This is a genomic window from Stutzerimonas sp. CXK-1 (assembly GCF_057738225.1).
This window is the reverse complement of the sequence record NZ_CM173217.1, coordinates 3,679,621-3,704,789: the sequence shown is the minus strand read 5'-3', so window position 1 is coordinate 3,704,789 and position 25,169 is coordinate 3,679,621. Positions and strand designations below refer to the sequence as shown.

Here is a 25,169-nt window from a genome sequence, read left to right as displayed (position 1 = left end):
GCACATTGGACGTAAGTCTAGTCAGGCCGGGCGCTGCGGAAGCTGATCAGGGTCAGCCTGATGTATCGGGCTGTTGCGAGGCCACAGGCATAAAAAACCGCCCCGAAGGGCGGTTTCGTAACGCGGCGCGACTCACGGCAGGGTGAACAGCACCTTGACCGAGCCGTTGACCGCGGCGCTGTCGACATAGCCGATGGCATCGGCTTCGGCGCCGACCTTGGCCACCACGGCGGCATCGTCGGCGACGCTGGGCAGGGGCTGGCCCTTGCCGGTGAAGATCAGACCCGACCAGTAGGACTTGAGCTGCGACTCGTTCTTGCTGGTCACGCCAGCGTAGAAGGCTTCCTTGGCCGGGTTCCAGCCCGCCTGGTCGACGCCCTTCATGGACTTGTCCTTGCCCAGGAAGATGTTGGCGACGTCGGACTGCGACGGTGCCTTGGCTGCGCCGGGATTGACGATCACGGCGACCTCGGCCTGAGCCAGGGAAGCCAGGCCGAACAGCGCGGCAGCGCCGAGGATGCGAATGGCTGCTTTCATCGGGACGCTCCTCAGAATACGAAATCGACGCCGACGGAGATGATGTCGCCGTCGTAGTTGCGGGCCGGGGCGCCAACCGCACCACCGCTCAGGTCGTAAGCGGCGTTGTCGAACACTTCCTGAGCATTGCGGGTGAATACGCCGTCGTAGCCATTCTTGGTGTCGACGCGCTTGTATTCTCCCTTGATCACTACGGTCGGCGCGGCCTGGTAGTTGAGACCCAGGGTCCAGGAGCTCTGGCGACCGCCGTTGTCATCCAGCTGTGCGTAGGTGACGTGGGGCAGGAAGTCACCGAAACGACGGCCGCCCATCAGGTAGAACGAGTCGACGGACTCCATGTCATCGTTCTCGATCATGCGCGAGGTCCACTCGTTGCTGCTGATCCAGGTGCCGTTGTCGTACTGGTAGCCGATCGAGGTGAACTTGCCTTTCTCTTTGTCCAGATTCAGCAGCGACAGCGGTTCGCTGGCGCCAAAGCCAAGGGCGGTCGCGTCAACGGTTCCGGTGATGTCGGTCTTGATATCCGCCTCGACATAGCCGATGCGCAGCGTGCCGAAGTCGTTGCTGGCCAGGCTGACGCTGGCGCCGAACAGCTTGCCGTAGTCGATATCGAACTGCTCGTCGTAGGCGTAGTAGTCACGGTTTTTCGCCTGGCCGCCGGCGAGCTGGAAGGTGACCGAACCGTACGACAGCGGCATGGTGTAGACCGCATCGACGCCTTCGTAGTTGGTCACCTGAACCTGGCTGTAGACCTCGTCGGGTAGGCGCAGCCAAGGGTAGCTGTAGCCGACGTCGAGGCTTTCGGAATACATGTAGACCGGGCTGCGCAGGCGGCCGGCGCGGAGCATCAGGCGGTCGTTGGCCTGCAGCGACAGGTAGGCCCATTCCAGGTTGGCCTTCCACTCGTCCTGCTGCGCCTTGGCCGTGGCCTGCACGGTCACGCCGAGGGTATCGGTGATGCCGTAGCTCAGCTGCGCACCGAACTTGGACAGCTGATCACCGCGCCAGGAATCGTTGGTCTGGCCTTGGACGCCATAGCTGCGACCGTCATCTTCGCCGCCGAGATGGGTGAAACCGACGGTACCGAAACCGTTGAAGCGATGTTCACCCTGTTCCAGGGCAAAGGCAGGGGTGGCGGCCAGGCAGACAGCTGCCAGGCCGGCGACACGAAGTGCAGTCATTGGATGCTCCAAAAAATCGTTAAACACGGAATTGGCTCGTAGCCGCGCGCAGGTGGTCTCCGGTTCTCACCAGTTGTTCGCCAAGGCGGGCGGTGGCTTCGGCGCCGTTTGCGGTTGCTTGTGCGTCCTGCTGCAACACTTGGGTTTCTTGTCTGATGGAACTCGACAGGCCGATCTGCTCGTGTGTGAACTGGGCGATGCCGGCGTTGAGTTCGTCGATCTGGTTGACCGTGCCAGCGATGGCTTCCAGCAGCTGGGTGGCCTCGATGGAACGCTCGATGCTGGCGCGGGATTTCTCGCCGTTGCTGGTCATCACGTTGAGCACGGTGTTGGCGCTGTTCTGCAGGCGCTGGATGATCTGCTGGATCTCGGCGGTGGAGGCAGCAGTCTTCTGTGCCAGATTGCGCACTTCGTCGGCGACCACGGCGAAGCCGCGACCCTGCTCGCCGGCGCGGGCGGCCTCGATGGCGGCGTTCAGGGCCAGCAGGTTGGTCTGTTCGGCAATGCTGCGGATCACCGTCAGTACCGAGCCGACCTCCTGGGTTTCTTCCTCCAACTGTTCCATGGCCTTGACCGCGTCCATCACGCTGTCGCCCAGGTCGTTGATGCCGGTCGAAAGACTGCCGATGTGCTCGCGTGCGGTCGCCGCCTGAAGCGCCGCAGAATTGGCCTCGTCGGACGCCTGCCGTGAACGTTGCGCGACCTCCTGGATGCTGCCAGTCATGGTCAGGATGTCGCGGCTGATCGAGTCGGTGTGATGCTGCTGCGACTTGGCGTTTTCCTCCGAGCCCTGGGTGAGCTGGTAGAGGTCCTTGGAGACCTGGCCCAGCGGGTCGGCGGCCTCGATGATCTGACTGATGGTGCGCTGCAGCTTGTCGAGGAAGCTGTTGAACAGCTCGATCATGGCGCCGATCTCGTCGTTGGACTCGACATTGACGCGCTGGGTCAGATCGCCGTCGCCGCGGGCGATCGATTGCAGCGAGGCGATCACCCCGCGGATGTTGACCATCACGCTGCGGATGACCAGCCAGGCGCCGAGGCTGACCAGAAACACCAATCCCAGGCTGAGGATGATGCCCAGTCGCGTGGTGTTGGCGTTGGCTGCGCGGGTTTGCACCAGGGTCTGCTGAAAATCGGCGTAGGCCTGCGCGCGGAAATCGCTGCCCAGCTTCTGCGCCTGCGCCAGATCGCTGGCCATGCGATCGAGGCTCGGACGCAGGTCGTCGAACGAGGCGCTGCTGTCGATCAGCTTGGAAGAGGCGGCGAGGGCATTGTCGGCATAGTCGCGCACGGCCTTGCGCCAGTCGCTCAGGGCCTGATGCTGCTGGCGCTGCTCGCTCACCAGCGACGCCAAGGCCTGCTGCTGGCTGTCGATCTGCTGCAGCACGTCGCGCGCTTCGTCGAGCACGCCGGGCTCGCCCGCCGCCACGGCATTGTTCAGCAACGCCGGCACGCGGGAGAACTGGAAGATCACCGCGTCGGCCTTTTCCAGGGTCGGGTAGCTGCGGGTCTCCAGCAGGACCAGGCGCGAGTCGGTCGCCGAGAGCTGCAGCGAGGTGTAGACCACATACAGCACGAGCCCGAGCAGGGCGACGGCCGGGACCAGGGAAAGCTTGGCGGTCAGCGAGAGGTTCTTCAGCATGCAGCTAACTCCAGTGCAGGGCTACGGGTACCAGGAAGAGCACGTTGATGGCCAAATGCTACTTTGGCGGCGCAAGTGTGACCGAAAACGCTATTCGGGTCACGTTATCGGTTGTAACAGGGTGAACTTGAGGACCGCTGGGCGGATTACGGGCATAAAAAAACCGCCCCGAAGGGCGGTTTTTTCTGCAGCGGCTTGGCGGGTTACAGACCGTTCTTGGCCTTGAACTCGCGACGGCGGCGGTGCAGGACCGGCTCGGTGTAGCCGTTGGGCTGCTTGGTGCCTTCGAGGACCAGCTCCAGGGCGGCCTGGAAGGCCACGCTGTTGTCGAAGTCCGGCGCCATCGGGCGGTACAGCGGGTCGCCCTGGTTCTGACGATCGACCACCGGCGCCATGCGCTTGAGGCTTTCGATCACCTGATCCTTGGTCACCACGCCATGGCGCATCCAGTTGGCCACGTGCTGGCTGGAGATGCGCAGGGTGGCGCGGTCTTCCATCAGCGCGATGTCGTTGATGTCCGGGACCTTGGAGCAGCCGACGCCCTGTTCGACCCAGCGGACCATGTAGCCGAGGATGCCCTGCGAGTTGTTGTCCAGCTCGTTGCGCTTTTCTTCCTCGCTCCAGTTGGTGTCTTTTGCCAGCGGAATGGTGAGGATGTCGTCGATGGACGCCTTCTCGCGCTTGGCCAGTTCGGCCTGACGCGCCTGCACGTCGACCTTGTGGTAGTGCATGGCGTGCAGGGTCGCGGCGGTCGGCGACGGGACCCAGGCGGTGTTGGCACCGGCCAGCGGGTGGCCGACCTTCTGCTCGAGCATCGCGGCCATCAGGTCAGGCATGGCCCACATGCCCTTGCCGATCTGCGCGCGGCCCTTGAGGCCACAGGCCAGGCCGACGTCGACGTTGTTGTTCTCGTAGGCGCTGATCCACTTCTCGCCCTTCATCGCAGCCTTGCGCACCATCGGGCCGGCTTCCATGGAGGTGTGGATTTCGTCGCCGGTGCGGTCGAGGAAACCGGTATTGATGAACACCACGCGCTCGCGCGCTTCCTTGATGCACGCCTTGAGGTTGATCGTGGTGCGACGCTCCTCGTCCATGATGCCCATCTTCAGCGTGTTGCGCGCCAGGCCGAGGACGTCCTCGACGCGGCCGAACAGTTCGCTGGCGAAGGCCACTTCTTCCGGACCGTGCATCTTCGGCTTGACGATGTACATCGAGCCGGTGCGGGTGTTCTTGCGGGTGGTGTTGCCTTTGAGGTTGTGCACCGCGATCAGGCTGGTGAACAGGCCGTCCATGATGCCTTCGGGCACTTCGTTGCCGTCCTTGTCGAGGATGGCGTCGTTGGTCATCAGGTGGCCGACGTTACGGATGAACAGCAGCGAGCGGCCATGCAGGGTCAGCTCGCCCTGGCCGTCGGCCTTGGTGTAGACGCGGTCCGGGTTCATCGCGCGGGTGATGCGCTTGCCGCCCTTTTCCAGCTCCTCGACCAGGTCGCCTTTCATCAGGCCGAGCCAGTTGCGGTAGACGACGGTCTTGTCGTCGGCATCGACGGCGGCAATGGAGTCTTCGCAGTCCATGATGGTGGTCAGCGCCGCTTCCATCAGGACGTCCTTCACGCCGGCCGCGTCGGTCTGGCCGATCGGGCTTGCCGGGTCGATCTGGATCTCGAAGTGGATGCCGTTGTTCTTCAGCAGCACGGCCTGCGGGGCGTTGCTATCGCCCTGGAAGCCCTGCAGCTGCGCCGGGTTCTTCAGGCCGGTGGTGCTGCCATCCTTCAGCGAAACGACCAGCTTGCCCGCTTCGATGCGGTAGCCGGTGGAGTCGACGTGCGAGCCGCTTTCCAGCGGCGCGGCTTCATCGAGGAAGGCGCGGGCGTAGGCGATGACCTTGTTGCCGCGGATCTCGTTGTAGCCCGGGCCCTTGGTCGCGCCGTCTTCCTCGGAGATGGCGTCGGTGCCGTACAGGGCATCGTACAGCGAGCCCCAGCGCGCGTTGGCCGCGTTCAGGGCGAAGCGCGCGTTCATGATCGGCACCACCAGCTGCGGGCCGGCCATGTGGGCGATCTCTTCGTCGACGTTCTCGGTGGTGGCCTGGAAGTCCTCGGCCTCGGGCAGCAGGTAGCCGATCTCCTGGAGGAAGGCCTTGTAGGCGGCGGCATCGTGGGCCTGGCCGGCGCGGGCCTGGTGCCAGGCGTCGATCTTGGCCTGCAGTTCGTCACGCTTGGCGAGCAGGGCGCGGTTCTTCGGGGCCAGGTCGTGGATGACGCGGTCGGCGCCGGACCAGAAGGCGGCGGCATCGATGCCGGTACCGGGAATCGCTTCGTTGTTCACGAAGTCGTACAGGACTTTGGCGACCTGCAGGCCACCGACTTGAACGCGCTCAGTCATTACTCGCCTCTCTTGGTTCTTTTATCCAAACGGACAAAACATTTCTTGTAGTCCGGGTCGGCGGATACTACATGAAGCCGCTGCGAAAAGCAGTCCGCCGTCGGTAGCGCAACGCCCGGCCAGGCGCGCTGGGCTGCTATACCTATGAGGCCCTTTTTTCCCGAGCCAAGGAGCCCCCGATGGACCATCTCGTGCTTACCGTCATCGCCCAGGATCAGCCCGGACTCGTCGAGCGCCTGGCGCAGTGCGTCGCCGCTCACGGTGGCAACTGGCTGGAGAGCCGTATGTCGCGCATGGCCGGGCAGTTCGCCGGCATTCTGCGCGTGGCCGTGCCGCCGGAAGCGCACGCCGACCTCAGTGCGGCGCTGCAGGCGCTGCAGGCGCAGGGCATTCGCGTGCTGCTGGCGCCCAGCGGCACGCAGCCGGCCCCCGGCTGGCAGCAGATCCAGCTGGAACTGGTCGGCAACGACCGCCCGGGCATCGTGCGCGACATCACGCGCCTGCTGGCCGAACACGGCGTCAACCTGGAAAGCCTGGACACCGATGTGCTGCCGGCGCCAATGAGCAGCGAACTGCTGTTCCACGCCGACGCCCGGCTGGCGGTGCCGCCGGAGCTCGCGCTGGAGCAGCTGCAGCAGCGCCTGGAGACCCTTGCCGACGACCTGATGGTCGAGCTCAGCCTGCAGCCGGCCGAGTGACCGGTGCCCGGCGCATCAGCCGCCAGGTGTCGATGCTGTAGACGGCGAGCCCGGTCCAGATGAAGAAGAACGCCACCTGGCGTTCGGCCGGGAACGGCTCGTCGAACAGCTGCACGGCGAGAATCAGCAGCAAGGTCGGGGTGATGTACTGCAGGAAGCCCAGCGTCGAGTAGGGCAGGTGGCGCGCCGCGGCGTTGAAGCACAGCAGCGGCACCAGAGTCACCGGTCCGGCAGCCATCAGCCAGAGCGCTTCGGGCGTGGTCCAGAAGGCCGGCTCGGTGCTCGGCCCGCTGCCGAACAGCAGCAGCCAGCCGAGCGCCACCGGCAATAGCAGCCAGGTCTCGACCACCAGCCCCGGCAGCGCCGCCACCGGCGCCTGCTTGCGCAGCAGACCATAGGTGCCGAAGCTCAGCGCCAGTGCCATGGAAACCCAGGGGAACTCACCCAGGCGCAGCAGTTGCAGACAGACTCCGGTGGCGGCCAGGCCGACCGCCACCCACTGCAACGGGCGCAGGCGCTCGCGCAGGATCACCAGCCCGAGCAGCACGTTGACCAGCGGATTGATGTAGTAGCCCAGGCTGGCCTCGACCATGTGGCCATGGTTGACCGCCCAGACATAGATCAGCCAGTTGGTGGCGATCAGCAGGCTGGAGATCGCCAGTACGCCGATGCGCCGTGGATGCTCGAGCAGCTCGCGCAGCCAGCCGGGGTGGCGCCAGAGCAGCAGCACCAGGGTGCCGAACAGCGCCGACCAGATCGCCCGCTGGGTGACGATCTCCAGTGCGGCGAAGCGCTCGATGGACTTGAAGTACAGCGGGAACATGCCCCAGATGCCGAAGGTGACGAGCCCCAGCAGGTAGCCTTTGCGCAGATCGGCGGTTGCCATGAGAGCCTTCTCGGGCAGCGGAAAAGCCGTTCATTGTGCGCCTTTGTCGCAGGCGGAGGAAGCGTCCGCCGGCAAACACCGGCGGCCCCCGACACGCTGTCGAAACCCTGCGGCGCGGGTTCGACGGAACGCCGGGCTGGTCGCGCTCGTCTCACCTTCATCATTCGCTCGTCCGACAGGCCTGGAGATAGACCATGACCCTCGAGAACAGAGTCGCGCTGGTGACCGGCAGCACCCAGGGCATCGGCCGCGGTATCGCGATACGGTTGGCGCAGGCCGGTGCAGACGTGGTGATCAACGGCCGCGACGATGACGAGGATGCACGTGAAAGCGCCGAGCGGGTGCGTGCCGAGGGCCGTCGCGCCTGCGTGCTGGCTGCCGATGTGGCTGACGCCGAGCAGTGCCGCTGGCTGATCCGCGAAGCGGTGGCGCAGATGGGCCGGCTGGACATCCTGGTCAACAATGCCGGCATCCAGAGGCATGCGCCCTTCCTCGAGGCCAGCGAAAGCGACTTCGACCAGGTGCTCGGGGTGAACCTGCGCGGGCCGTTCTTTCTGTCCCAGGCGTTCGCCCGGCACGTGCGCGAGGTCGGCCATGGCGGGCGCATCATCAACAACAGTTCGGTTCACGAAGAGCTGCCGCACCCGAACTTCAGCAGCTATTGCGCGAGCAAGGGCGGGCTGAAAATGCTCATGCGCAACCTCGCGGTCGAACTGGCGCCGCTGGGCATTACCGTCAACAACATCGCTCCGGGCGCCATCGAAACACCGATCAACAGCGCGTTGATGCAGCAGCCGGAGAAACTCGCCGGCCTGCTCGACAACATCCCTGCGCGGCGGCTCGGACAGCCGCGAGACGTGGCCGGCGCGGTAGCCTTTCTGGCCTCGCCCGAAGCCGACTACATCACCGGGGCTACACTGGTGATCGATGGCGGCCTGCTTTGGAATTACAGCGAGCAATGACCGAAAGCGATTCCTCTCACCCCTTCGCCCATGATCTCTCGACGGTCTCGGCGGCCGACACGCTGTCGCCGGCCGATCGTTACCAGGAGCTGTTCGTCGCCGTGCAGATGCAGCGGGTCTTCGCCGACAGCAAGACCTTCGTCGACTGCGCACCGCGGCGTCACCCGGAGGAGATTCTCGAGGACTATCGCGCCTGTACCGGCACACCGGGCTTCGACCTGGCGCGCTTCGTCGCCGAGAACTTCAGCCTCTACCAGTTGCCGCACAAGGCTTTTGTCGCCAACCCGGACGACAGCCTGAGCGAACACATCGACCGCCTCTGGCCGGTGCTGACCCGCCATCCGCGCGAACATCCGCCGTACTCCTCGCTGCTGCCCTTGCCCTACGACTATGTGGTGCCCGGCGGTCGCTTCACCGAGCTGTACTACTGGGATTCGTACTTCACCATGCTCGGCCTGGACGAAAGCGGGCATTGCGAGCTGCTGCGCGCCATGGCGGACAACTTCGCCTACCTGATCGACACCTACGGCCATGTGCCCAACGGCAACCGCACCTATTACCTGGGGCGTTCGCAACCACCGGTGTTCGCGCTGATGACCGACCTCTTCGAGGAAACCGGCGTGCACCGCGCCAGCAACTACCTGCCGCAGCTGCGCAAGGAGCACGCTTTCTGGATGCACGGCGGCGAGGGGCTGCAGCCCGGCCAGGCGCACCGGCGCTGCGTGCGGCTGGCCGACGGCAGCCTGCTCAACCGCTACTGGGACGAACGCGACACGCCGCGCGAGGAGTCCTACCGCGAGGACGTGGAAACCGCGGGTCGCTCCGCTCGCCCGCACTACGAGGTCTACCGCGATCTGCGGGCCGGCGCCGAGTCGGGCTGGGATTTCTCCTCGCGCTGGCTCGACGACCCTTACCGGCTCGACAGCATCCGCACCACCTGCATCCTGCCCGTGGACCTCAATGCCTTTCTCTACAAGCTCGAACGGCAGATCGCCCGCCTCAGCGCGGTACGCGGCCAGCATGCCTGCGCCGAGGTGTTCGCCACACAGGCCGAGACGCGCCGCCAGGCGATGGATCGCTACCTCTGGAGCGACACCCGCGGGGCCTATTTCGACTATGACTGGGTGCGTCGGCAGCCGCGCGACAACCTGACCGCCGCCACGCTGGTGCCGCTGTTCGTCGAGCTGGCCAATGGGCACCAGGCGGCGCGGGTGGCTGACATCGTGCGGCAGCGCCTGCTGGCGCCGGGCGGTCTGCGCACTACCGAGGTGCTCGGTAGCGGCGAGCAGTGGGACAGCCCCAACGGCTGGGCGCCGCTGCAATGGATGGCCATCCGCGGGCTGCAGCGCTACGGCCACCAGTCGCTGGCGCTGGACATCGAGCAGCGCTGGCTGACGATCGTCAGCCACCTGTTCGAACGCGAGAACAAACTGGTGGAGAAATATGTGCTGCGCCCCTGTACCGAACATGCCGGCGGCGGCGAATACCCCCTGCAGGACGGCTTTGGCTGGACCAACGGCGTGACCCGCAAGCTCATGCAGGAAGACCCGCTGCACCGGGCCAACCGCTGCCGCGCAGGGCGCTGCGAACTCGACGATCAGCCGCGGCGGTAGGTCAGCAGGACGATGGCGCACACCACGATCAACCCGCCGACGAGCTGGATCGGCTCCAGCGCCTGCCCCAGCAGCAGCCAGCCGAGCAGCAGCGTGGCCAGCGGCTCGACATTCAGGGCTGGCGCGTTGGCTGGCATGTCCAGCCGCGGCATGCTGACGAAAAGGGTGGTGAAACCGGTGCCGTAAAGCACCACCAGCGCCGCCAGGCCGTACCAGCCGGCCGGCTCGCGCGGCAGAGTCAGGCCGCCGGGCAGCAGTTCGACGGCACCGGCGAGGCTGGCGGCAATGAACACCACCAGCATGGTCAGCATGCTGCGCACCGGGCCGCGCACTGACGAGAGCTTGCGGTCGGTGACCCAGAGCGCGCTGGCGAAGGCCAGCGCGGCGCAGAAGGCCAGCAGCACGCCCGGCAGCCAGCCGGCCTCGGTGGGCTGCGCGCCGAGCACCCGCCCGGGCACGTCGAGCACCAGCAGCAGGCCGAAGACGATCAGGCTCATCAACGAGAGCGTCCGCGCGGTTGGCCGCGGCCCGCCGAGCAGCCAGCTCAGCAGCGCCAGCAGCAAGGGGAAGACGTTCGCCACCAGCAGCGCCACCGCGACCGGGATGCGCGCTACCGCCGAGTACAGGCAAAGGCTCTGCAGCGCGATGAGCAGGCCCAGCAGCAACTGCCAGCGCGCGGTGGCTCCCGGCAGACGCAGCGGTTCGCGGCGCGACAGCACGATGATCGCCAGCACCAGCAGGGTGCCGCCGGAGCGCAGCATCACCGCCAGCAGCACGCCGGCGCCATGGTCGAACGCCAGCCGGGCGGCGACATGGTTGGCGCCGAGGATGCAGCCCAGGCACAGCAGCAGGCCGACGGCCAGATGGCGCGGTAGCGGTACGACGGAGGGGGAGCCGGGCAGGGACATGGGTCTCTCGTGGCTGGGCAGAAAAAAAGCCGACGTCAGCCGGCCCGTGTCAGTGGACGCCGGTCAGGGACGTACGTAGGGATTGCCGGCGATTGGCGAGAGATCCAGTCGGCCCTTCTCGACGAAGCGCTGCGTGCCGAACAGGCCGCCGGCGAGCTTGCCGCGCAGTACGTAGGGGACTTCGTCCATGCCGATATGCTCGGCCAGGCCGAGTGCCTGGCGCGCCACGGAAAACGCCGAGATGCTCACCGGCACCTGCAGCAGCGCTTCGCCGAAACGCGGCACCGTGCCCTGCTGGTCGCTCACCCCGCTGGCCAGGCTGCGGCCGTTGACCTCCAGCGACAATGCCACGCCGTTGTAGTCGATCGGCGTGGTGTTGGGGTTCTGCAGGCGCAGCTTGACCAGGAAGCGTACCTCCAGGCCTTCGCCCGGAAGTGGCTCGATGCCGGCGACCTGCACCGCCAGCGGGTCGCGCGCGGAGAACAGCGCGCAGGAGGTGAGCGACATTGCGAGCAGCAGAAGGGCCAGCAGCCGCAGCGGTGCCCGGCAGATGGCGGTGTGAATCGGCGGCATGCGGGTTCCTCGTGGCGAAGGGAGACAAGGATAGACGAGCGCGGCCGCTGGCCTGAACCCCCGGCGCGCTACTCTCTCTGAGTTAGAAGGCCAATTCGATCGCCAGTGCCAAGAGCAGGAGTCCGCGATGCGTATCCATCATCTGAACTGCGGTTGCATGTGCCCCCTCGGTGGCGCGTTGTTCGACGGTTTCAGCAAGGGGCTGACCGCCAGCCTGGTGTGTCACTGCCTGCTGATCGAAACCGACCATCACGGCCTGGTGCTGGTCGACACCGGCTTCGGCCGCTGCGACGTGCTCGAGCCGCGCCGGCGTCTGAGCGGCCTGTTCCGCGTGCTGAACAACATTCGCCTGGATCAGCGGCTGACCGCGATCGAGCAGGTCAGGCAGCTGGGCTTCGCCGCCGAGGATGTGCGCCACATTCTCCTGACCCACCTGGATTTCGACCACGCCGGCGGCCTGGAGGATTTTCCCGAGGCGCAGGTACACGTACTGCAGCGCGAGGTCGATGCCGCCCGCGGCACTCACAGCTTTCTCGGCCATCGCCGCTATCGGCCGGCGCAATGGGATCAGGTCCGTCACTGGCAGTTCTACGAGCCCGGCGGTGATCTGTGGTTCGGCTTCCAGGCGGTGCGCCAGTTGCGCGGCCTGCCACCCGAGCTGGCGCTGATCCCGTTGACCGGCCATACCCACGGCCACGCCGGCGTCGCTGTGGATACCGGCGCGGGCTGGCTGCTGCATGCCGGCGACGCCTATTTCTATCGCGAGGAGGTCGGCCAGGCCGAGCCGCGCTGCACGCCCGGGCTGCGCTTGTACCAGCGCCTGATGGAGGTCGAGCGCACCGCACGTTTGGCCAACCAGAATCGCTTACGCATGCTGTCGCTCGAGCACCGCGACGAGGTGCAGCTGTTCTGCAGCCACGATGCGCTGGAGCTGCAACGCATGCAGGCCAAGGCCTCTTGAACGCGGCGCAGGTGATGCGCTGGGTGCGCTGGACCGGGCTGCTGGCCTGCTCGCTGGCAGCGCTCGGTTATCTGGCCCAGGGCCGCTACGATCTCGCCGGAGTGTTCGCGTCGCTCGCCGCGCTGTCGTGGATCAACATTCGCCGCAAGCGCGACGAGACCGGTGCCCGAAAGGAGTAGCACCGGCGACGTGCGACTTTCCGCCAATGGTCGTAGCTGCGGCCGTCTGGGACAGTGCGCGGGCCAGGCCTGCCTGGCGTGTCGGCGCTCACGAGGCGGCCGGCATCGGCGTCCGATTCGCTGCGATGTTGCAGTCGCTCGGCGTCTCTTCCTCTCGCGTCCATGACGCACAGACGGCTCACACAGCCGTTGCGGCCTGACGATCGCTGCCCATCGGTGGCGATCGCCGTTTCGCCGCTCTCCCGCTCCGCTGGTGGGTGGAACCCGCCGCCGCCCGGGCAGGTCGATTGTTGCGCAGGCTCCTGGCGAGCCGAATTCGACTGACGGAGACCCTGATGGACCTGATCCGCATCATTATCGCGATACTGCTGCCGCCGCTTGGCGTGTTCCTGCAGGTCGGCTTTGCCGGCGCGTTCTGGCTGAACATTCTGCTGACTTTGCTCGGCTACCTGCCGGGCATCATCCACGCGGTCTGGATCATCGCCCGCCGCTGAGGCCAGCGGCCGGTAACCGCCGGCCCGCTCGGGAATAACCATCCGCACCCTGCCGCTGCCCGGCAGGGTGCTTTTGTGCTCGGCCGGGTGGCCGTGTAAAGTCGAACGCTTTTCGCCGCGGAACCAAACGCGCGCGCAACACTCAAGAACAGGCCGGAAACGGAGCGCCATGATCGTGCCCACGCACGACGGCCGATGCAGGCTGCATCGGCTGGTGAAATGGCTGCCGGAAAGGAAACCAGATGAGCGATTCCTTCGTCGATCAGAGCAACTTCAAGCGCATCCTCAACCGCAACGTGACCGTTCCGCTGGGTTTCGGTTTTCTTAGCGCGTTCTTCTTCTGCGCCATCGTCTATTACCTGTTGAGCGTCAGTCATTGGGTCGAGCGTTCGGTGCAAGGCGTGGCCTACGCCCACGAGGCGCAGAAGATGCTCAACGACATCGAAGCCTCGATGCGCGGCTACCTGATCGCCGGCCAGGCGCCTTTCCTCGAGCCCTACCAGCGCGAACTGCCGCTGTTCGAGGAACAGCTGAACCTGATGCGCGACTATTCGAAGGACAACCCCGAGCAGCTGGCGCGCGTCGAGCGCATCGCGATGCTGCATGGGCAATGGCTGACCTTTTCCGAAGAGGTGATCGGCCGGCGCAGCCAGGGGCAGCCGGTGGTCGAGGCGGTGCAGAGCAAGCGCGGCCTGGAATTGAAGGAAGAACAGCGCCGCCTGCTCAATGATTTCATCGCCCGCGAGCGGCAGATCCGTGCCGACCGCACCGATGTCTCGGAGGTCGTCACCACCGCGCTGATCGGCGGTTTCCTGCTGTTCAGCCTGATCTTCAGCGGCCTGCTGGTGTATTCCGGGCGGCGCGACCTGCTGACGCTGTCACGGACCTATTCCGAGTCGCTGGAAAGACAGAAGGCCCATGCCGCCGACCTGGAGAAGCAAGCCTGGTATCGCACCGGCCAGTCGCAGCTCAGCGACGCGATCATCGGCGAGCTGACCCTGCCGGCGCTGGGCCAGGGCATTCTCACCTTTCTCTCGCGCTACCTGGAGGTGGCCGTCGGTGCGCTCTACGTCGTCCAGGATGGCAAGCTGCAGCGGGTCGCCGAATTCGCCTACGAGGCCGACCAGCTGGAGCGCAACCGGACGCTGGAGATGGGCGTCGGTCTGGTCGGTCAGGCCGCGCTGGAGCGGCGCCCGATCGCGCTCGAGCAACTGCCGGCGGACTATCTGAAGGTGAACTCGGCGCTGGGCGCCACGGCGCCGCGCTCGGTACTGATCGCCCCGGTCGAGGACAGCGGCATGCTCAATGCGGTGATCGAGCTCGGCTTCCTGCGCCCGCTGCGTGAGCAGGACTGCGAGCTGCTGCGGCGCATCGGCAGCAGTATCGGCTCGGCCATCGAGGCGGCGCGCTACCGCCAGCGCTTGCAGAAGGTGCTGGCCGAGACGCAGCAGCTCAATGAAGAGCTGCAGGTCCAGCAGGAGGAGCTGCGGGCGGCGAACGAGGAGCTCGAGGAGCAATCCAGCGCGTTGCGCGAGTCGCAGGCCCACCTCGAGGAGCAGCAGGCCGAGCTCGAGCAGACCAATGAGCAGCTGGCCGAGCAGGCCGACATCCTGGCTCGCCAGCGCGACGAGATGGACGAGAAGAACAACCGCCTGCGCGAGGCGCAGCTGATGCTCGAGGAGCGGGCCGAAGAGCTGCAGCGGGCCAGCCGCTACAAGTCCGAGTTTCTCGCCAACATGTCGCACGAGCTGCGCACGCCGCTGAACAGTTCGCTGATCCTTGCCAAGCTGCTGGCCGACAACCCCGAGGGCAACCTCAGCGACGATCAGGTGCAGTTCGCCCGTTCGATCTACTCGGCGGGCAACGACCTGCTGGCGCTGATCAACGACATCCTGGACATCGCCAAGGTCGAGGCCGGCAAGCTCGACGTGCATGCCGAACTGACCCTGCTGCCGCGCCTGGCCGACGGCCTGCGCAGCCTGTTCCTGGCGCAGGCGCTGGAGAAGTCTCTGGCGTTCGAGGTCACGCTGGCCGAAGGCCTGCCGGACGGCCTCTACACCGACCGGCAGCGGCTCGAACAGATACTCAAGAACCTCCTGGCCAACGCCTTCAAGTTCACCGAGCAGGGGCAGATCACCCTGCGGATCGCCCCGGCGGCCGGCGGCCAAGTGGCGTTCAGCGTCAGTGACACCGGCATTGGCATCCCGCCCGAGCAACAGGAAGCCATCTTCGAGGCCTTCCGCCAGGCCGACGGCACCACCAACCGGCGCTATGGCGGCACCGGCCTGGGCTTGTCGATCTCCCGCGAGCTGGCGCAGCTGCTCGGCGGCACCATCGAGGTGCAGAGCCAGCCCGGTGCCGGCAGCACCTTTATCCTGCTGCTGCCGGAGCAGTACCAGCCGCGGGTCGGCGAGCAGCCGGAACAGGCGCCCGTGCTGCCGGCCCCCGCAGCGCCCGCGCGCCTGCCGATCAATCCCCCGGCGCCGGCGGCGGAACCCGCCATCCTGCCGCCACCGGTCAGCGAGGCGCTCGCCGACGACCGTGACGCCTATCCGTTCGACGGCCGGGCGGTACTGATCATCGAAGACGAGCCGCAGTTCGCCGGCATCCTGCGCGACCTGGCGCACGAACTCGGCTACAGCTGCCTGCTCGCGCAGAATGCCGATGCCGGCTTCGAGGCGGCCGAGCGCTACCGGCCCGACGCCATCCTGCTGGACATGCGTCTGCCGGACCATTCGGGGCTGACCGTGCTCGAGCGGCTCAAGGAAAATCCGGCGACCCGCCACATCCCGGTTCACGTGGTCTCGGTCGAGGACCGCAAGGAGGCGGCGATGCAGATGGGCGCGGTCGGCTATGCGCTCAAGCCGACCACCCGCGAGGAGCTCAAGGATGTGTTCGGCCGCCTGGAGGCCAAGCTGTCGCAGAAGGTCAAACGCATCCTGCTGGTCGAGGACGACGCCCGCCAGCGCGATAGCGTGTCGCGGCTGATCGAGGACGTGGACGTCGAGATCACCGCGGTGGAATTCGGCGCCCAGGCGCTGGAGCGGCTGCGCGATACGGTGTTCGACTGCATGATCATCGACCTCAAGCTGCCGGACATGGACGGCAGCGAGCTGCTCGAGCGCATGGCCCGCGAGGAAATCTGCTCGTTCCCGCCGGTGATCGTCTATACCGGGCGTAACCTGACCCGCGACGAGGAGGCGGCGCTGCTCAAGTACTCGCGCTCGATCATCATCAAGGGCGCCCGTTCGCCCGAGCGCCTGCTCGACGAAGTCACGCTGTTCCTGCACAAGGTCGAGTCGGACATGCCGCCCGAACGCCAGCGCATGCTCAAGAGCGCGCGCAGCCGCGAAAAGGCCTTCGAGGGACGCAAGCTGCTGGTCGTCGACGACGACGTGCGCAACATCTTCGCCCTCACCAGCGCGCTGGAGCACAAGGGCGCGCTGGTGGAGATCGCCCGTAACGGCCGCGAGGCGATCGCCAAGCTGCAGCAGGACAGCGCGATCGATCTGGTGTTGATGGACATCATGATGCCGGAGATGGACGGCTTCGCGGCTACCGAGGAGATACGCAAGGACCCGCGGCTGGCCAAGCTGCCGATCATCGCGGTGACCGCCAAGGCGATGAAGGACGATCAGGACCGCTGTCTGCGCGCGGGTGCCAACGACTATCTGGCCAAACCGATCGACCTCGATCGGCTGTTTTCGCTGATCCGCGTCTGGCTGCCGAAGGTGGAGCTGCTCTGAAATGCCCGACCGCACCATGGAGATCGAGCTCAAGCTGCTGATCGAGGCGATCTACCTCAAGTACAGCTATGACTTTCGCGAGTACTCGGCCGCCTCGATGAAGCGCCGCGTGCTGCTGGCGCTGCGGCAGATGCGCTGCGAGAACGTGTCCGAGCTGCAGCGGCGCATTCTCTATGACGCGACGGCGTTCATGGAGCTGCTGCAGTACCTGACGATCCCGGTCAGCGACATGTTCCGCGACCCCGGCTATTTCCTCGCGCTGCGCGAGCAGGTGGTGCCTCTGCTACGCACCTATCCATCGCTGAAGGTGTGGGTGGCCGGGTGCAGCACGGGCGAGGAGGTCTATTCGCTGGCGATCCTGCTGCGCGAGGAAGGCCTGCTCGAGCGCACCATCCTCTACGCCACCGACATCAATCCGCAGTCGTTGGAGCGCGCCCGCCAGGGAATCTTTCCGATCAAGCACCTGCGGCAGTACACCGAGAACTACCAGCGCGCCGGCGGCAAGCGCAGCTTTGCCGATTACTACACCGCCGCGTATGACTCGGCGATCATGGACAAGAGCCTGAAGGAAAATGTCACCTTCGCGGACCACAGCCTGGCGACCGACAGCGTATTCTCCGAAACCCAGCTGATTTCCTGCCGCAACGTACTGATCTATTTCAATAAACCGCTGCAGGATCGGGCCTTTGGCCTGTTTCACGAATCGCTTTGCCACCGTGGCTTCCTCGGGCTGGGCAGCAAGGAGACCGTCGAGTTCTCCGGTTGCGCCGATCTCTACGAGCCTTTCGACAAGCAGGAGCGGATCTTCCGCAAGCTATGAACCGCGTGATCGTCGCCTCTCTCGCCGGCCGTGAGCCGCCCCTCGAAGCCGTGGTCATCGGTACCTCGGCCGGTGGTCTGGCGGCGCTCAGCCGTCTGGTCAGCGGGCTGAGCAGCCACTTTCCGCTGCCGATCCTGGTGGTCCAGCACGTACCGGCCGGCACACCGACGCAGCTTGCCGAGATCTTTCAGCGCAAGACCGGGCTGCGGGTCAAGGAAGCCGACGAAAAGGAGGCACTGCGGCCGGCAACGCTGTATTTTGCTCCCCCCGGCTATCACCTGCTGCTCGAGAGCGACCGCAGCCTCTCGCTGAGTCAGGATGACGCCGTGCATTTTTCCCGTCCGTCGATCGACGTGCTGTTCGAATCGGCGGCCGACGCCCTGGGTCCCGCATTGCTTGGCATCCTTTTGACCGGTGCCAACGAGGATGGCGCCGCCGGCCTGGCGGCGATCCATCACGCCGGTGGTCTGACCATCGTTCAGGATCCTGCCGAGGCCGAGGTCGACACCATGCCTCGTGCCGCACTCCAGCGCTTCGCGCCGGATTACCTACTGCCCCTGCGCGACATCCACCAGCTGTTGCGCGAACTGGAGTGACCGATGCCCGACCACACCGTTGAGGCAAACCTGCTGATCGTCGACGACCTGCCGGAGAACCTGCTGGCACTGGGCGCCCTGCTGCAGATGCCGGGCATTCGCGTGCACCAGGCCGAATCGGCCGAACAGGCGCTCGAGCTGCTGCTCAGGCACGAGTTCGCCCTGGCCATTCTCGACGTGCAGATGCCGGGCATGGACGGCTTCCAGCTGGCCGAACTGATGCGCGGCACCGAGCGCACCAAGCAGATCCCCATCGTCTTCGTCAGCGCCGCCGGGCGCGAGCTGAACTATGCCTTCAAGGGCTACGAGAGCGGGGCGGTGGACTTCCTGCACAAGCCGCTGGATGCCCATGCGGTGCGCAGCAAGGTCAACGTATTCGTCGATCTGTACCGCAGCCGCAAGGCGCTTTCGCGTCAGCTCGAGGCGCTGGAAAAGAGCCGCCGCGAGCAGGAGGTGCTGCTCGATGAACTGCGCAGCACCCAGGCCGAGCTGGAAAGCGCCATCCGCATGCGCGATGACTTCATGTCGATCGTCTCGCACGAACTGAAGACGCCGCTCAACACGCTGATCCTCGAGGTGCAGCTACGCCGGATGCAGCTGGCACGCAACAACTTCGCGGCGTTCACCGAGGACAAGCTGCGCAGCATGGTCGACAAGGACGAGCGCCAGGTACAGAGCCTGATCCGCCTGATCGACGACATGCTGGATGTCTCGCGCATCCGCACCGGCAAGCTGTCGATCCGCCCGCACGAGGTCGATCTGGTCGGCCTGGTGGGCAACGTGGTGGAAAACTTCGCCCCGCAGATGGAGGCCAAGGGCTGCAGCCTGCAGTACCAGCAGTGCGAGCCGATCGTCGGGGTCTGGGACGGATTCCGTATCGAACAGGTGGTGGCCAACCTGCTGACCAATGCGATGCGCTATGGCGCCGGCAAGCCGGTGCAGGTGAGCGTATCGCGAGTGCCGGACGGCGCCTGCATCCAGGTCCGCGATCACGGCATCGGCATCAGTGCGAAAAGCCTGTCGCGCATCTTCCAGCAGTTCGAGCGTGCCGAGGGCAGCGAGTGCAGTGCCGGGCTCGGGCTCGGGCTGTACATCGCCGAACAGATCGTCAAGGCCCATGGCGGGCGGATTCAGGTGGAAAGCGAGGAGGGCAAGGGTTCGCTGTTCAGGGTGACCCTGCCGGTCTAGTGCTCGCCGCGGTCGTTCCCCGGCCAGCGGCAAAGCCGCGCCACCGGACGGGCCCGGTGGCGCGGCGCGGGTCAGACGATCGGCGCGCGCCAGTCGTCCGAGCCGGAGGTGCCGGAGACCTCGTGGGTCCAGACGATCTTGCGGTAGGTGAAGTAGACGTCTTCCAGATGCGTGAAGTGCGCCATGTTCGGGTCCTGGCAGTTCGGCATGCGCGACTGCACGTCAACGATCACCGCATCTTCCAGTTCGATGGTGTAGTAGTGCTCCTGGGTTCCGGTGGCCGAGGTGCGGTACCACTCCAGGCGGCACTTGGACAGGCGCTCGCCGGAGGTCAGGGCGTTGAAGATCAGCGGCGACGACTTGTCGAACACCTTGGTGATCATCAGCGGCTTGTGCACGCGCTGGCCGGTGGGCTGGCCCGACTGCGGGTCGCGCGGGATGATGACCTGATGCTGAAAGGCCTGCACCAGGATCTGGTCTTCGTGTCCTTCCTGGAAAATGTTGCCGACCGAGTCCTCGGTAAAGGTGCCGGCCGTGATAAGGCCTTGCTTGGTGCCTTCGAGGGACAGGTACGCGGGTGTTGGCATGAGTGCTCTCCTTGCTTGTAGGGTCGTTGCCAGAGTGGCGACAAGACTCAATCAAGTGTCATGCCTGTTTTGAAAAATCGTATATATATCAGTTGGTTAGGCTTTTTGCGTCGAGGCGGCTGCGCACCTGCTGTGCAGCGCTTCGCATGTCATTGTGCAAGCCATTGCGCAGCGGCGGCGGAAAGCTGCGCACACGGCCGCCGCCCCGCGCCGGGCGGCGTTGGCGGCCTTTTCTTCTAGGGCGGCGGCGGGGTCGGTTGCGCAACAACTGGCACAGTCAGGATGAGCAGCTGATCGCCAGATGCTTGCCCCACTCCGGTGGTGGTTCGGCGTAGCGCTCACGGCCGGGCTGCTCGTCGAACGGGCGGCTGAGTACCTCGTGCAGCTCGCGCACCGGCGCGTAATCGCCACGTTCGGCAGCCTCGATCACCTGCTGGGCCAGGTAGTTGCGCAGCACGTAGCGCGGGTTGACCGCGTGCATGCGCGCCTGCCGCGAGGCCTGGTCGAGCTGCTCCTCGGCGGCCACGCGGGCGCGATAGGCCTCGGCCCAGCGGTCGAACCCGCTGAGGTCGACGAAGTCCTCGCGCAGCCGTCGCAGCGCCTGCTCCGGCTCGCTGTCGCCGAGTTCGCGGAAGAATCGGGTGTAGTCCACGTGGCTGCCCTGCATCAGCCCGAGCAGTGTCTGCACCAGCGCCTTGTCGGCTTCCTCGGCACGGGTCAGGCCCAGGCGGCGGCGCATCAGGTCGAGCCACTGCGCCTCGTAGAGCGGCAGGAACAGCGCCATGGTCTCCTGCAGCGCGGCGACCTCGACGAAGGGAGTCAGGGCCTGCGCCAGCGCGGCGAGGTTCCAGTGGGCGATCGGCACCTGGTTCTCGAAGGCGTAGCGTCCGGCATCGTCGGAGTGATTGCAGATGAAACGCGCATCGAAATCATCGAGAAAGGCGTAGGGCCCGAAGTCGAAGGTGATGCCGAGAATCGACATGTTGTCGGTGTTCATCACCCCGTGGCAGAAGCCGTAGGCCTGCCAGTAGGCGATCAGCGTCGCGGTGCGTTCGAGCACCTCGCGGAAGAACGCCCGATACGGCTCGGGATGTTCCAGGCACTCGGCGAAGTGCGCGCCGAGCACGTGATCGAGCAGCTCGCGCAGGGCGTCGTGCTGGCGCGTGTAGTAGAAGAATTCGAAGTGGCCGAAGCGCACATGGCTCTGCGCCAGGCGCAGCAGCATGGCGCCGCGTTCGGGGCGCTCGCGGTAGACCGGCGTGCTCGAGGAGGTCACGCACAGCGCCCGGCTGCTGGGAATGCCCAGCGCGTGCAGGTGCTCACTGGCGAGAAACTCGCGAATCGATGAACGCAATACGGCACGGCCGTCGCCCATGCGCGAGTAGGGCGTCAGGCCGGCTCCCTTGAGGTGCAGGTCCCAGTACTGCCCGGCTTCGTTGACCACTTCGCCGAGCAGCAGGCCGCGACCGTCCCCCAGCTGCGGGTTGTAGGCGCCGAACTGGTGGCCGGAGTAGACCATCGCCCGCGGCTCGGCGGTGGCCCAGATCTTGTGTCCGGAGAACAGCTGCGTGAACAGCGGCTGTTCGGCTTCGTCCGCTGGCAGATCGAGCAGGGCCATCGCCGAGCGGCTGGCGACCACCAGTTGCGGGTCGTTCAGCGGTTGCGGCTCGATCGCCGTGGAAAAGGTGTCGCCCAGGCGGGCGAAACGGTTGTCGAAATGCAGTTCGGTCAGGGTCTTCACTCGCGGCTCCGTGCCGCCGCTGGTGTCGGCGACGTGGCGGAACGCCCGCCGGGCGAGCGGTTCCGCGTTTCAGGTGATTTGAAGCTTAGGCCTATTCGATCCCGCGGGGTTCGCTGGCCGAGATCGGCACGGCCTGCGGCTGCGGCAGGTTCAGCTCATGGCCGTTGCGGTCCTTCAGGTGCACGTCGAGCTGGCGGAAGGCGATGACGATGCCCTGCTCGCGGAACTCGCGGTCCAGGCGCCGGTTGATCTCGTCGATCACCGGGTTGCGGTCGCCAAGGTCGCGCACGTGCAGGCGCAGCTCGTGTTCCAGCCGGCTCTCGCCGAAGTTGAGAAAGAATACCTGTGGCTCCGGGTCCTTCAACACCCGCGGGTTTTCACGCGCGGCGGCGAACAGCAGTTCGCGGACCCGTTCGAGGTCCGAGCCGAAGCGCACGCCGATGCGCAGGGTGACGCGGGTGACGGTATCGCTCAGCGACCAGTTGAGCAGCTGGTCGGTGACGAAGGTCTTGTTCGGAACGATGATTTCCTTGTGGTCGAAATCGGTGATGGTCGTCGCGCGGATGCGGATGCGGCTGACCGTGCCGGAGAGGTTGCCGATGGTCACCACGTCGCCGATGCGCACCGGCTTCTCGAACAGGATGATCAGGCCGGAGACGAAGTTGGCGAAGATCTCCTGCAGGCCGAAGCCCAGGCCCACCGAGAGCGCCGCCACCAGCCATTGCAGCTTGTCCCAGCTGACCCCGAGCGTGGACAGCGTGGAGACGATGCCGGTGCCGACCAGGGTGTAGGACAGCAGCGTGCCGGTGGCGTAGGCGCTGCCCGGCGCCAGGCGCATGCGCGAGAGCACCAGAACCTCGAGCAGGCCCGGCAGGTTGCGCGCCAGGATCACGGTGATGAAGGCCACCGCCAGGGCGCCGAGCAGGTCGTTGAGGCTGATCGTCGAGGTGCTGAGGGCCTCGCCGGTGCCGCTGGTGTATTCGTAGAGCGTGACGTTGTCCAGGTAGGAGACCACCGAGATCAGATCCGACCAGACCCAGTACAGCGCCACCAGGAACAGGCCAAAGGTGGCCAGGCGGGTCAGGCGCAGCGACTGCTGGTTGACTTCCTCGATATCCAGCCCCGGTTCCTCGATGGTTTCGGGCTGCTCCGCGGTGCCGTTCTCCTCGGCTGCCTGGCGCTTGGCCACGGCGCGCTGGTAGGCCAGGCGGCGCGCGGCGATGGTCAGCGAGCGCACCAGCGTCGCCTCCAGGGCCACCCAGATCATCATCAGGTAGAGCGTGTCGATCAGGCGGTCGGTGAGCTTGAGCGCGGTGTAGTAGTAACCGAGCCCGACGACCACGATCAGCGCCAGCGGCAGCAGGCTGAACAGCACGCCGAGGAACAGCCGCGCCGGCGGCGCGTTCTCGGTGGCCGGCCCCTTGAGCAGGATGCGCATCAGACGCCAGCTCATCAGTGCATAGCAGGTCAGCACCACGACGAGGCCGAGCACGTCGTCGGCAAGATTGGCCGGTTGCTGCTCGGCGATGCTGACCACTACCACCAGCGCCAGTACGACCAGGCCCAGTCGACGGATCTCGTTGCGCAGAAAGGCCACCTGCGGATGCGACCAGCGGAAATGCAGCTCGGCCACGCGGCCTGGCGAGAGCATTCGGTAGGCGGTGTAGAACACCAGCCAGGCCTGCGCCATCTGGTACAGCGCCGCGCCCAGCCCGAGGTTCTGGCCGCGCGCATCGATCTGCAGCAGATAGCCACATAGCGCCAGCAACAGCGCGCCGGGCAGCGCCAGCAGCACATTGAGCAGCAACGCCAGCGGCGTGTGCAGCTGGCTGTCGTTGCGGAAATGGCCGATGTCGCGGCTCAGTGCGTCGAGCTTGGCGTTGATCGCCCGGCGCCGCCAGAGCAGCACGGCGATCGACAGCAGCAAGGGCAGGAACAGCAGCGGGCGTTCCTTGAGCCCGGCGCCCAGCTCGCTCACCACCGCGGCCCAGGGAATGCTGCCGAGCTGGCGCTCGAGGCGCTGCGGGGCGCTGGCCAGCCAGCTGAAGTCCAGCGGCTTGTTGCTCGGGATCCAGAACATCTGCTCGTCGAGCGTCGCGCTGAGCGCCCGCGCGGTGTCGTGCAGCTGCTTCTGGTTCAGCTGCAGGGTGATCGACTCATTGAGCAGGGCATTGAGTTCGCGGTTCAGGCGGTCGAGCAGTTCGCTGCGGGTGCGCACCAGGTCGAGCAGGGCGGCGCGCAGCTCCGGGGTCACCTGCTCGGCCGGCTGGTCGGCAAGCAGCTTGTCGACATAACTCTGTGGGTTGCCGGCGCGGTCGCGCGCCTGGTTCAGCTCGAACTGGTAGAGGCGCAGGTCGGCGATTTCGTCAGCGAGGTTCTTGTCCAGCTGCACCTTGGGCAGGTTCAGCTTCTGCTGATAGAGGATCTTCGACAGCAGCAGGCTGCCCTCGAGCACGGCGATCTGTTCCTCCAGCGCGCGGTCGGTCTGCGTCAGCGTGTCCAGCTGCTGGCGCGCGCGCAGGTTCTCCTGGTTCAGCGCATTGAGCCGCTCGGTGGCGCGCAGCAGGTAGTCGGAGAGTTTCAGGTTCTCGGCGCTTTCGGCGGCCAGCAGCTTGTCGGAGCCGGCCTGCTGGGCCTTGGCCGACAACTCGGCGACGGTCTGCTCGGATTCGGCGCGGCGCTTCTCGTTGATCAGCGCCTGCAGGGCCTGCGCTTCCTGCTCGGCCCGTGCGATACGCTCGGCCAGCAGATCCCGGCGCGCCTTGCCGAGGTCCTGCAACAGGCTGTTGCCGGCCAGTTCCTGCCGGCGCAGCTCGATCTGCGCAGTGAGCGCGGCGATTTCGGCCTCGATCAGTGCGCGCTGCTCGTCGCTGAGCGCCTTGCCGTTGTCGCGCCCGCTTTTCAGCTGCGCATTGAGCGTCTGGATACGCGACTGGGCATTGGCGATCTGCGACTGCGCCCGCTCCGGGCGGGTCTGTGCGGTGATGATCAGGCTGTTCGCTTCAGTCAGCTGCTTCTGCCAGTCCGACAGCTCGGTCAGGCGCTGCGCCAGGCGCTGCTCCAGCGCCTCGACCGAAAGCCCGGCATGGCGTTTGGCCGGGTCGGGCGTCGGCCCGGCCTTGAGCTTGCCGAGGTCGCGCTGCGCCGTTTCGATCTCGCGCGGCGCCTGGGCGAGCAGGCGCTTGAGGTCCTCGAGCTGCTGGGCGCTGGTCGCGGCCTGGTCCTGCTGCTGTTGGGCCTGCTCGGTGAGGCTCGGCTGGGCCGGCTTGCTCTCGCTTTCGGCGCTTGCCTGGTTGCCGCTCAGGGCGTCGAGCGGCTGTGCCTGCAGACCTGGCGCGAAGGCGGACAGGGTGAGCAGGAGGGCCAGCAGGAACGTGCGCAAGGGAGCCATGAATGCCATCTGGGAGGTCGAACGAGCGATGAGTCTACGGGCTGCGCCGGGGCAGCGCGAGCCCGTAAGATCAACCGCAATC

Annotated in this window: 20 protein-coding genes; 10 read left to right on the top strand and 10 right to left on the bottom strand. The window is 66.1% G+C overall.

Annotated elements, in window-relative coordinates; translation table 11 throughout:
- Window positions 1-132 precede the first annotated feature (132 nt).
- The 4 genes from AC0KXH_RS17635 to AC0KXH_RS17620 all read right to left on the bottom strand — a co-directional run bounded on the left by AC0KXH_RS17635 (window position 133) and on the right by AC0KXH_RS17620 (window position 5,744).
- Window positions 133-537 carry a phosphate ABC transporter substrate-binding protein gene (locus tag AC0KXH_RS17635; RefSeq protein ID WP_312572660.1) on the bottom strand — a complete coding sequence of 135 codons (405 nt, stop codon included), beginning with the start codon at window positions 535-537 and terminating at the stop codon, window positions 133-135.
- 11 nt (window positions 538-548) lie between these two features.
- Complete coding sequence (locus AC0KXH_RS17630; RefSeq protein ID WP_213151226.1) at window positions 549-1,718, bottom strand: hypothetical protein; 1,170 nt, start codon at window positions 1,716-1,718, stop codon at window positions 549-551.
- A 19-nt stretch (window positions 1,719-1,737) separates the two neighbouring features.
- Window positions 1,738-3,360, bottom strand: a complete 1,623-nt coding sequence (locus AC0KXH_RS17625; protein ID WP_488223795.1) for a methyl-accepting chemotaxis protein — start codon at window positions 3,358-3,360, stop codon at window positions 1,738-1,740.
- Between the two features lie 203 nt (window positions 3,361-3,563).
- Window positions 3,564-5,744, bottom strand: a complete 2,181-nt coding sequence (locus AC0KXH_RS17620) for a malate synthase G (RefSeq protein WP_488223794.1) — start codon at window positions 5,742-5,744, stop codon at window positions 3,564-3,566.
- 179 nt (window positions 5,745-5,923) lie between these two features.
- Here AC0KXH_RS17620 and AC0KXH_RS17615 point away from each other — a divergent pair, with 179 nt between their 5' ends.
- A complete protein-coding gene (locus AC0KXH_RS17615; protein WP_488223793.1) occupies window positions 5,924-6,442 on the top strand; it encodes a glycine cleavage system transcriptional repressor in 519 nt (172 codons plus the stop codon).
- On the opposite strand, the gene rarD is transcribed toward AC0KXH_RS17615, so the two are convergent.
- Window positions 6,420-7,328: an EamA family transporter RarD gene (gene rarD, locus AC0KXH_RS17610; RefSeq protein ID WP_041108279.1), complete on the bottom strand. Its 909-nt coding sequence runs from the start codon at window positions 7,326-7,328 to the stop codon at window positions 6,420-6,422. The two genes, AC0KXH_RS17615 and rarD, sit on opposite strands and share 23 nt — an antisense overlap.
- 194 nt (window positions 7,329-7,522) lie before the next feature.
- Here rarD and AC0KXH_RS17605 point away from each other — a divergent pair, with 194 nt between their 5' ends.
- Both AC0KXH_RS17605 and treF read left to right on the top strand, forming a co-directional pair.
- Entirely contained in the window at window positions 7,523-8,290 is a 768-nt protein-coding gene (locus AC0KXH_RS17605) for an SDR family NAD(P)-dependent oxidoreductase (protein WP_041108277.1), read from the top strand.
- Window positions 8,287-9,903: an alpha,alpha-trehalase TreF gene (gene treF, locus AC0KXH_RS17600; protein ID WP_041108275.1), complete on the top strand. Its 1,617-nt coding sequence runs from the start codon at window positions 8,287-8,289 to the stop codon at window positions 9,901-9,903. The genes AC0KXH_RS17605 and treF overlap by 4 nt, the downstream gene beginning before the upstream one ends.
- On the opposite strand, the gene AC0KXH_RS17595 is transcribed toward treF, so the two are convergent.
- Both AC0KXH_RS17595 and AC0KXH_RS17590 read right to left on the bottom strand, forming a co-directional pair.
- Window positions 9,888-10,811, bottom strand: a complete 924-nt coding sequence (locus AC0KXH_RS17595; RefSeq protein ID WP_488223792.1) for an EamA family transporter — start codon at window positions 10,809-10,811, stop codon at window positions 9,888-9,890. The two genes, treF and AC0KXH_RS17595, sit on opposite strands and share 16 nt — an antisense overlap.
- Window positions 10,812-10,874: 63 nt before the next feature.
- Window positions 10,875-11,384 carry an LEA/WHy family protein gene (locus AC0KXH_RS17590; protein WP_043222313.1) on the bottom strand — a complete coding sequence of 170 codons (510 nt, stop codon included), beginning with the start codon at window positions 11,382-11,384 and terminating at the stop codon, window positions 10,875-10,877.
- A 127-nt stretch (window positions 11,385-11,511) separates the two neighbouring features.
- Between AC0KXH_RS17590 and AC0KXH_RS17585 the strand changes: the two genes are divergently transcribed.
- The 7 genes from AC0KXH_RS17585 (at window position 11,512) to AC0KXH_RS17555 (ending at window position 19,368) form a co-directional block, all read left to right on the top strand.
- Window positions 11,512-12,345: an MBL fold metallo-hydrolase gene (locus AC0KXH_RS17585; protein WP_488223791.1), complete on the top strand. Its 834-nt coding sequence runs from the start codon at window positions 11,512-11,514 to the stop codon at window positions 12,343-12,345.
- Window positions 12,342-12,524 carry a hypothetical protein gene (locus AC0KXH_RS17580; protein WP_488223790.1) on the top strand — a complete coding sequence of 61 codons (183 nt, stop codon included), beginning with the start codon at window positions 12,342-12,344 and terminating at the stop codon, window positions 12,522-12,524. The genes AC0KXH_RS17585 and AC0KXH_RS17580 overlap by 4 nt, the downstream gene beginning before the upstream one ends.
- A 335-nt stretch (window positions 12,525-12,859) precedes the next feature.
- The gene (locus tag AC0KXH_RS17575; protein WP_041108265.1) at window positions 12,860-13,018 is read left to right on the top strand and encodes a YqaE/Pmp3 family membrane protein; all 159 of its coding nucleotides are present in this window, start codon (window positions 12,860-12,862) and stop codon (window positions 13,016-13,018) included.
- A gap of 242 nt (window positions 13,019-13,260) precedes the next feature.
- Window positions 13,261-16,764, top strand: coding sequence for a response regulator (locus AC0KXH_RS17570; RefSeq protein ID WP_488223789.1), 3,504 nt, complete (start codon window positions 13,261-13,263; stop codon window positions 16,762-16,764).
- 1 nt (window position 16,765) lies between these two features.
- Window positions 16,766-17,584, top strand: coding sequence for a CheR family methyltransferase (locus AC0KXH_RS17565; RefSeq protein ID WP_043222305.1), 819 nt, complete (start codon window positions 16,766-16,768; stop codon window positions 17,582-17,584).
- A complete protein-coding gene (locus tag AC0KXH_RS17560) occupies window positions 17,581-18,180 on the top strand; it encodes a chemotaxis protein CheB (protein ID WP_043222303.1) in 600 nt (199 codons plus the stop codon). The genes AC0KXH_RS17565 and AC0KXH_RS17560 overlap by 4 nt, the downstream gene beginning before the upstream one ends.
- A gap of 3 nt (window positions 18,181-18,183) precedes the next feature.
- Window positions 18,184-19,368, top strand: coding sequence for a hybrid sensor histidine kinase/response regulator (locus AC0KXH_RS17555; protein ID WP_041108258.1), 1,185 nt, complete (start codon window positions 18,184-18,186; stop codon window positions 19,366-19,368).
- A 71-nt stretch (window positions 19,369-19,439) separates the two neighbouring features.
- Here AC0KXH_RS17555 and AC0KXH_RS17550 read toward each other — a convergent pair whose 3' ends face one another.
- The 3 genes from AC0KXH_RS17550 to mscK form a co-directional block, all read right to left on the bottom strand.
- The gene (locus AC0KXH_RS17550; RefSeq protein ID WP_041108256.1) at window positions 19,440-19,955 is read right to left on the bottom strand and encodes an Hcp family type VI secretion system effector; all 516 of its coding nucleotides are present in this window, start codon (window positions 19,953-19,955) and stop codon (window positions 19,440-19,442) included.
- Window positions 19,956-20,232: 277 nt separating this feature from the next.
- Window positions 20,233-21,696, bottom strand: a complete 1,464-nt coding sequence (gene selO / locus AC0KXH_RS17545; protein ID WP_488223788.1) for a protein adenylyltransferase SelO — start codon at window positions 21,694-21,696, stop codon at window positions 20,233-20,235.
- Between the two features lie 91 nt (window positions 21,697-21,787).
- Window positions 21,788-25,087: a mechanosensitive channel MscK gene (gene mscK / locus AC0KXH_RS17540; protein ID WP_488223787.1), complete on the bottom strand. Its 3,300-nt coding sequence runs from the start codon at window positions 25,085-25,087 to the stop codon at window positions 21,788-21,790.
- Window positions 25,088-25,169: the final 82 nt, after the last annotated feature.

Bases quoted from the DNA above. Each gene is read 5' to 3' on its own strand.
- AC0KXH_RS17615 (WP_488223793.1), top strand. From the start codon at position 5,924: ATGGACCATCTCGTGCTTACCGTCATCGCCCAGGATCAGCCCGGACTC.
- AC0KXH_RS17585 (WP_488223791.1), top strand. From the start codon at position 11,512: ATGCGTATCCATCATCTGAACTGCGGTTGCATGTGCCCCCTCGGTGGC.
- AC0KXH_RS17550 (WP_041108256.1), bottom strand. From the start codon at position 19,955: ATGCCAACACCCGCGTACCTGTCCCTCGAAGGCACCAAGCAAGGCCTT.
- AC0KXH_RS17560 (WP_043222303.1), top strand. From the start codon at position 17,581: ATGAACCGCGTGATCGTCGCCTCTCTCGCCGGCCGTGAGCCGCCCCTC.
- AC0KXH_RS17605 (WP_041108277.1), top strand. From the start codon at position 7,523: ATGACCCTCGAGAACAGAGTCGCGCTGGTGACCGGCAGCACCCAGGGC.
- AC0KXH_RS17575 (WP_041108265.1), top strand. From the start codon at position 12,860: ATGGACCTGATCCGCATCATTATCGCGATACTGCTGCCGCCGCTTGGC.
- AC0KXH_RS17635 (WP_312572660.1), bottom strand. From the start codon at position 537: ATGAAAGCAGCCATTCGCATCCTCGGCGCTGCCGCGCTGTTCGGCCTG.
- AC0KXH_RS17555 (WP_041108258.1), top strand. From the start codon at position 18,184: ATGCCCGACCACACCGTTGAGGCAAACCTGCTGATCGTCGACGACCTG.
- AC0KXH_RS17590 (WP_043222313.1), bottom strand. From the start codon at position 11,384: ATGCCGCCGATTCACACCGCCATCTGCCGGGCACCGCTGCGGCTGCTG.
- AC0KXH_RS17625 (WP_488223795.1), bottom strand. From the start codon at position 3,360: ATGCTGAAGAACCTCTCGCTGACCGCCAAGCTTTCCCTGGTCCCGGCC.
- AC0KXH_RS17595 (WP_488223792.1), bottom strand. From the start codon at position 10,811: ATGTCCCTGCCCGGCTCCCCCTCCGTCGTACCGCTACCGCGCCATCTG.
- AC0KXH_RS17570 (WP_488223789.1), top strand. From the start codon at position 13,261: ATGAGCGATTCCTTCGTCGATCAGAGCAACTTCAAGCGCATCCTCAAC.
- mscK (WP_488223787.1), bottom strand. From the start codon at position 25,087: ATGGCTCCCTTGCGCACGTTCCTGCTGGCCCTCCTGCTCACCCTGTCC.
- AC0KXH_RS17620 (WP_488223794.1), bottom strand. From the start codon at position 5,744: ATGACTGAGCGCGTTCAAGTCGGTGGCCTGCAGGTCGCCAAAGTCCTG.
- rarD (WP_041108279.1), bottom strand. From the start codon at position 7,328: ATGGCAACCGCCGATCTGCGCAAAGGCTACCTGCTGGGGCTCGTCACC.
- treF (WP_041108275.1), top strand. From the start codon at position 8,287: ATGACCGAAAGCGATTCCTCTCACCCCTTCGCCCATGATCTCTCGACG.
- AC0KXH_RS17565 (WP_043222305.1), top strand. From the start codon at position 16,766: ATGCCCGACCGCACCATGGAGATCGAGCTCAAGCTGCTGATCGAGGCG.
- AC0KXH_RS17630 (WP_213151226.1), bottom strand. From the start codon at position 1,718: ATGACTGCACTTCGTGTCGCCGGCCTGGCAGCTGTCTGCCTGGCCGCC.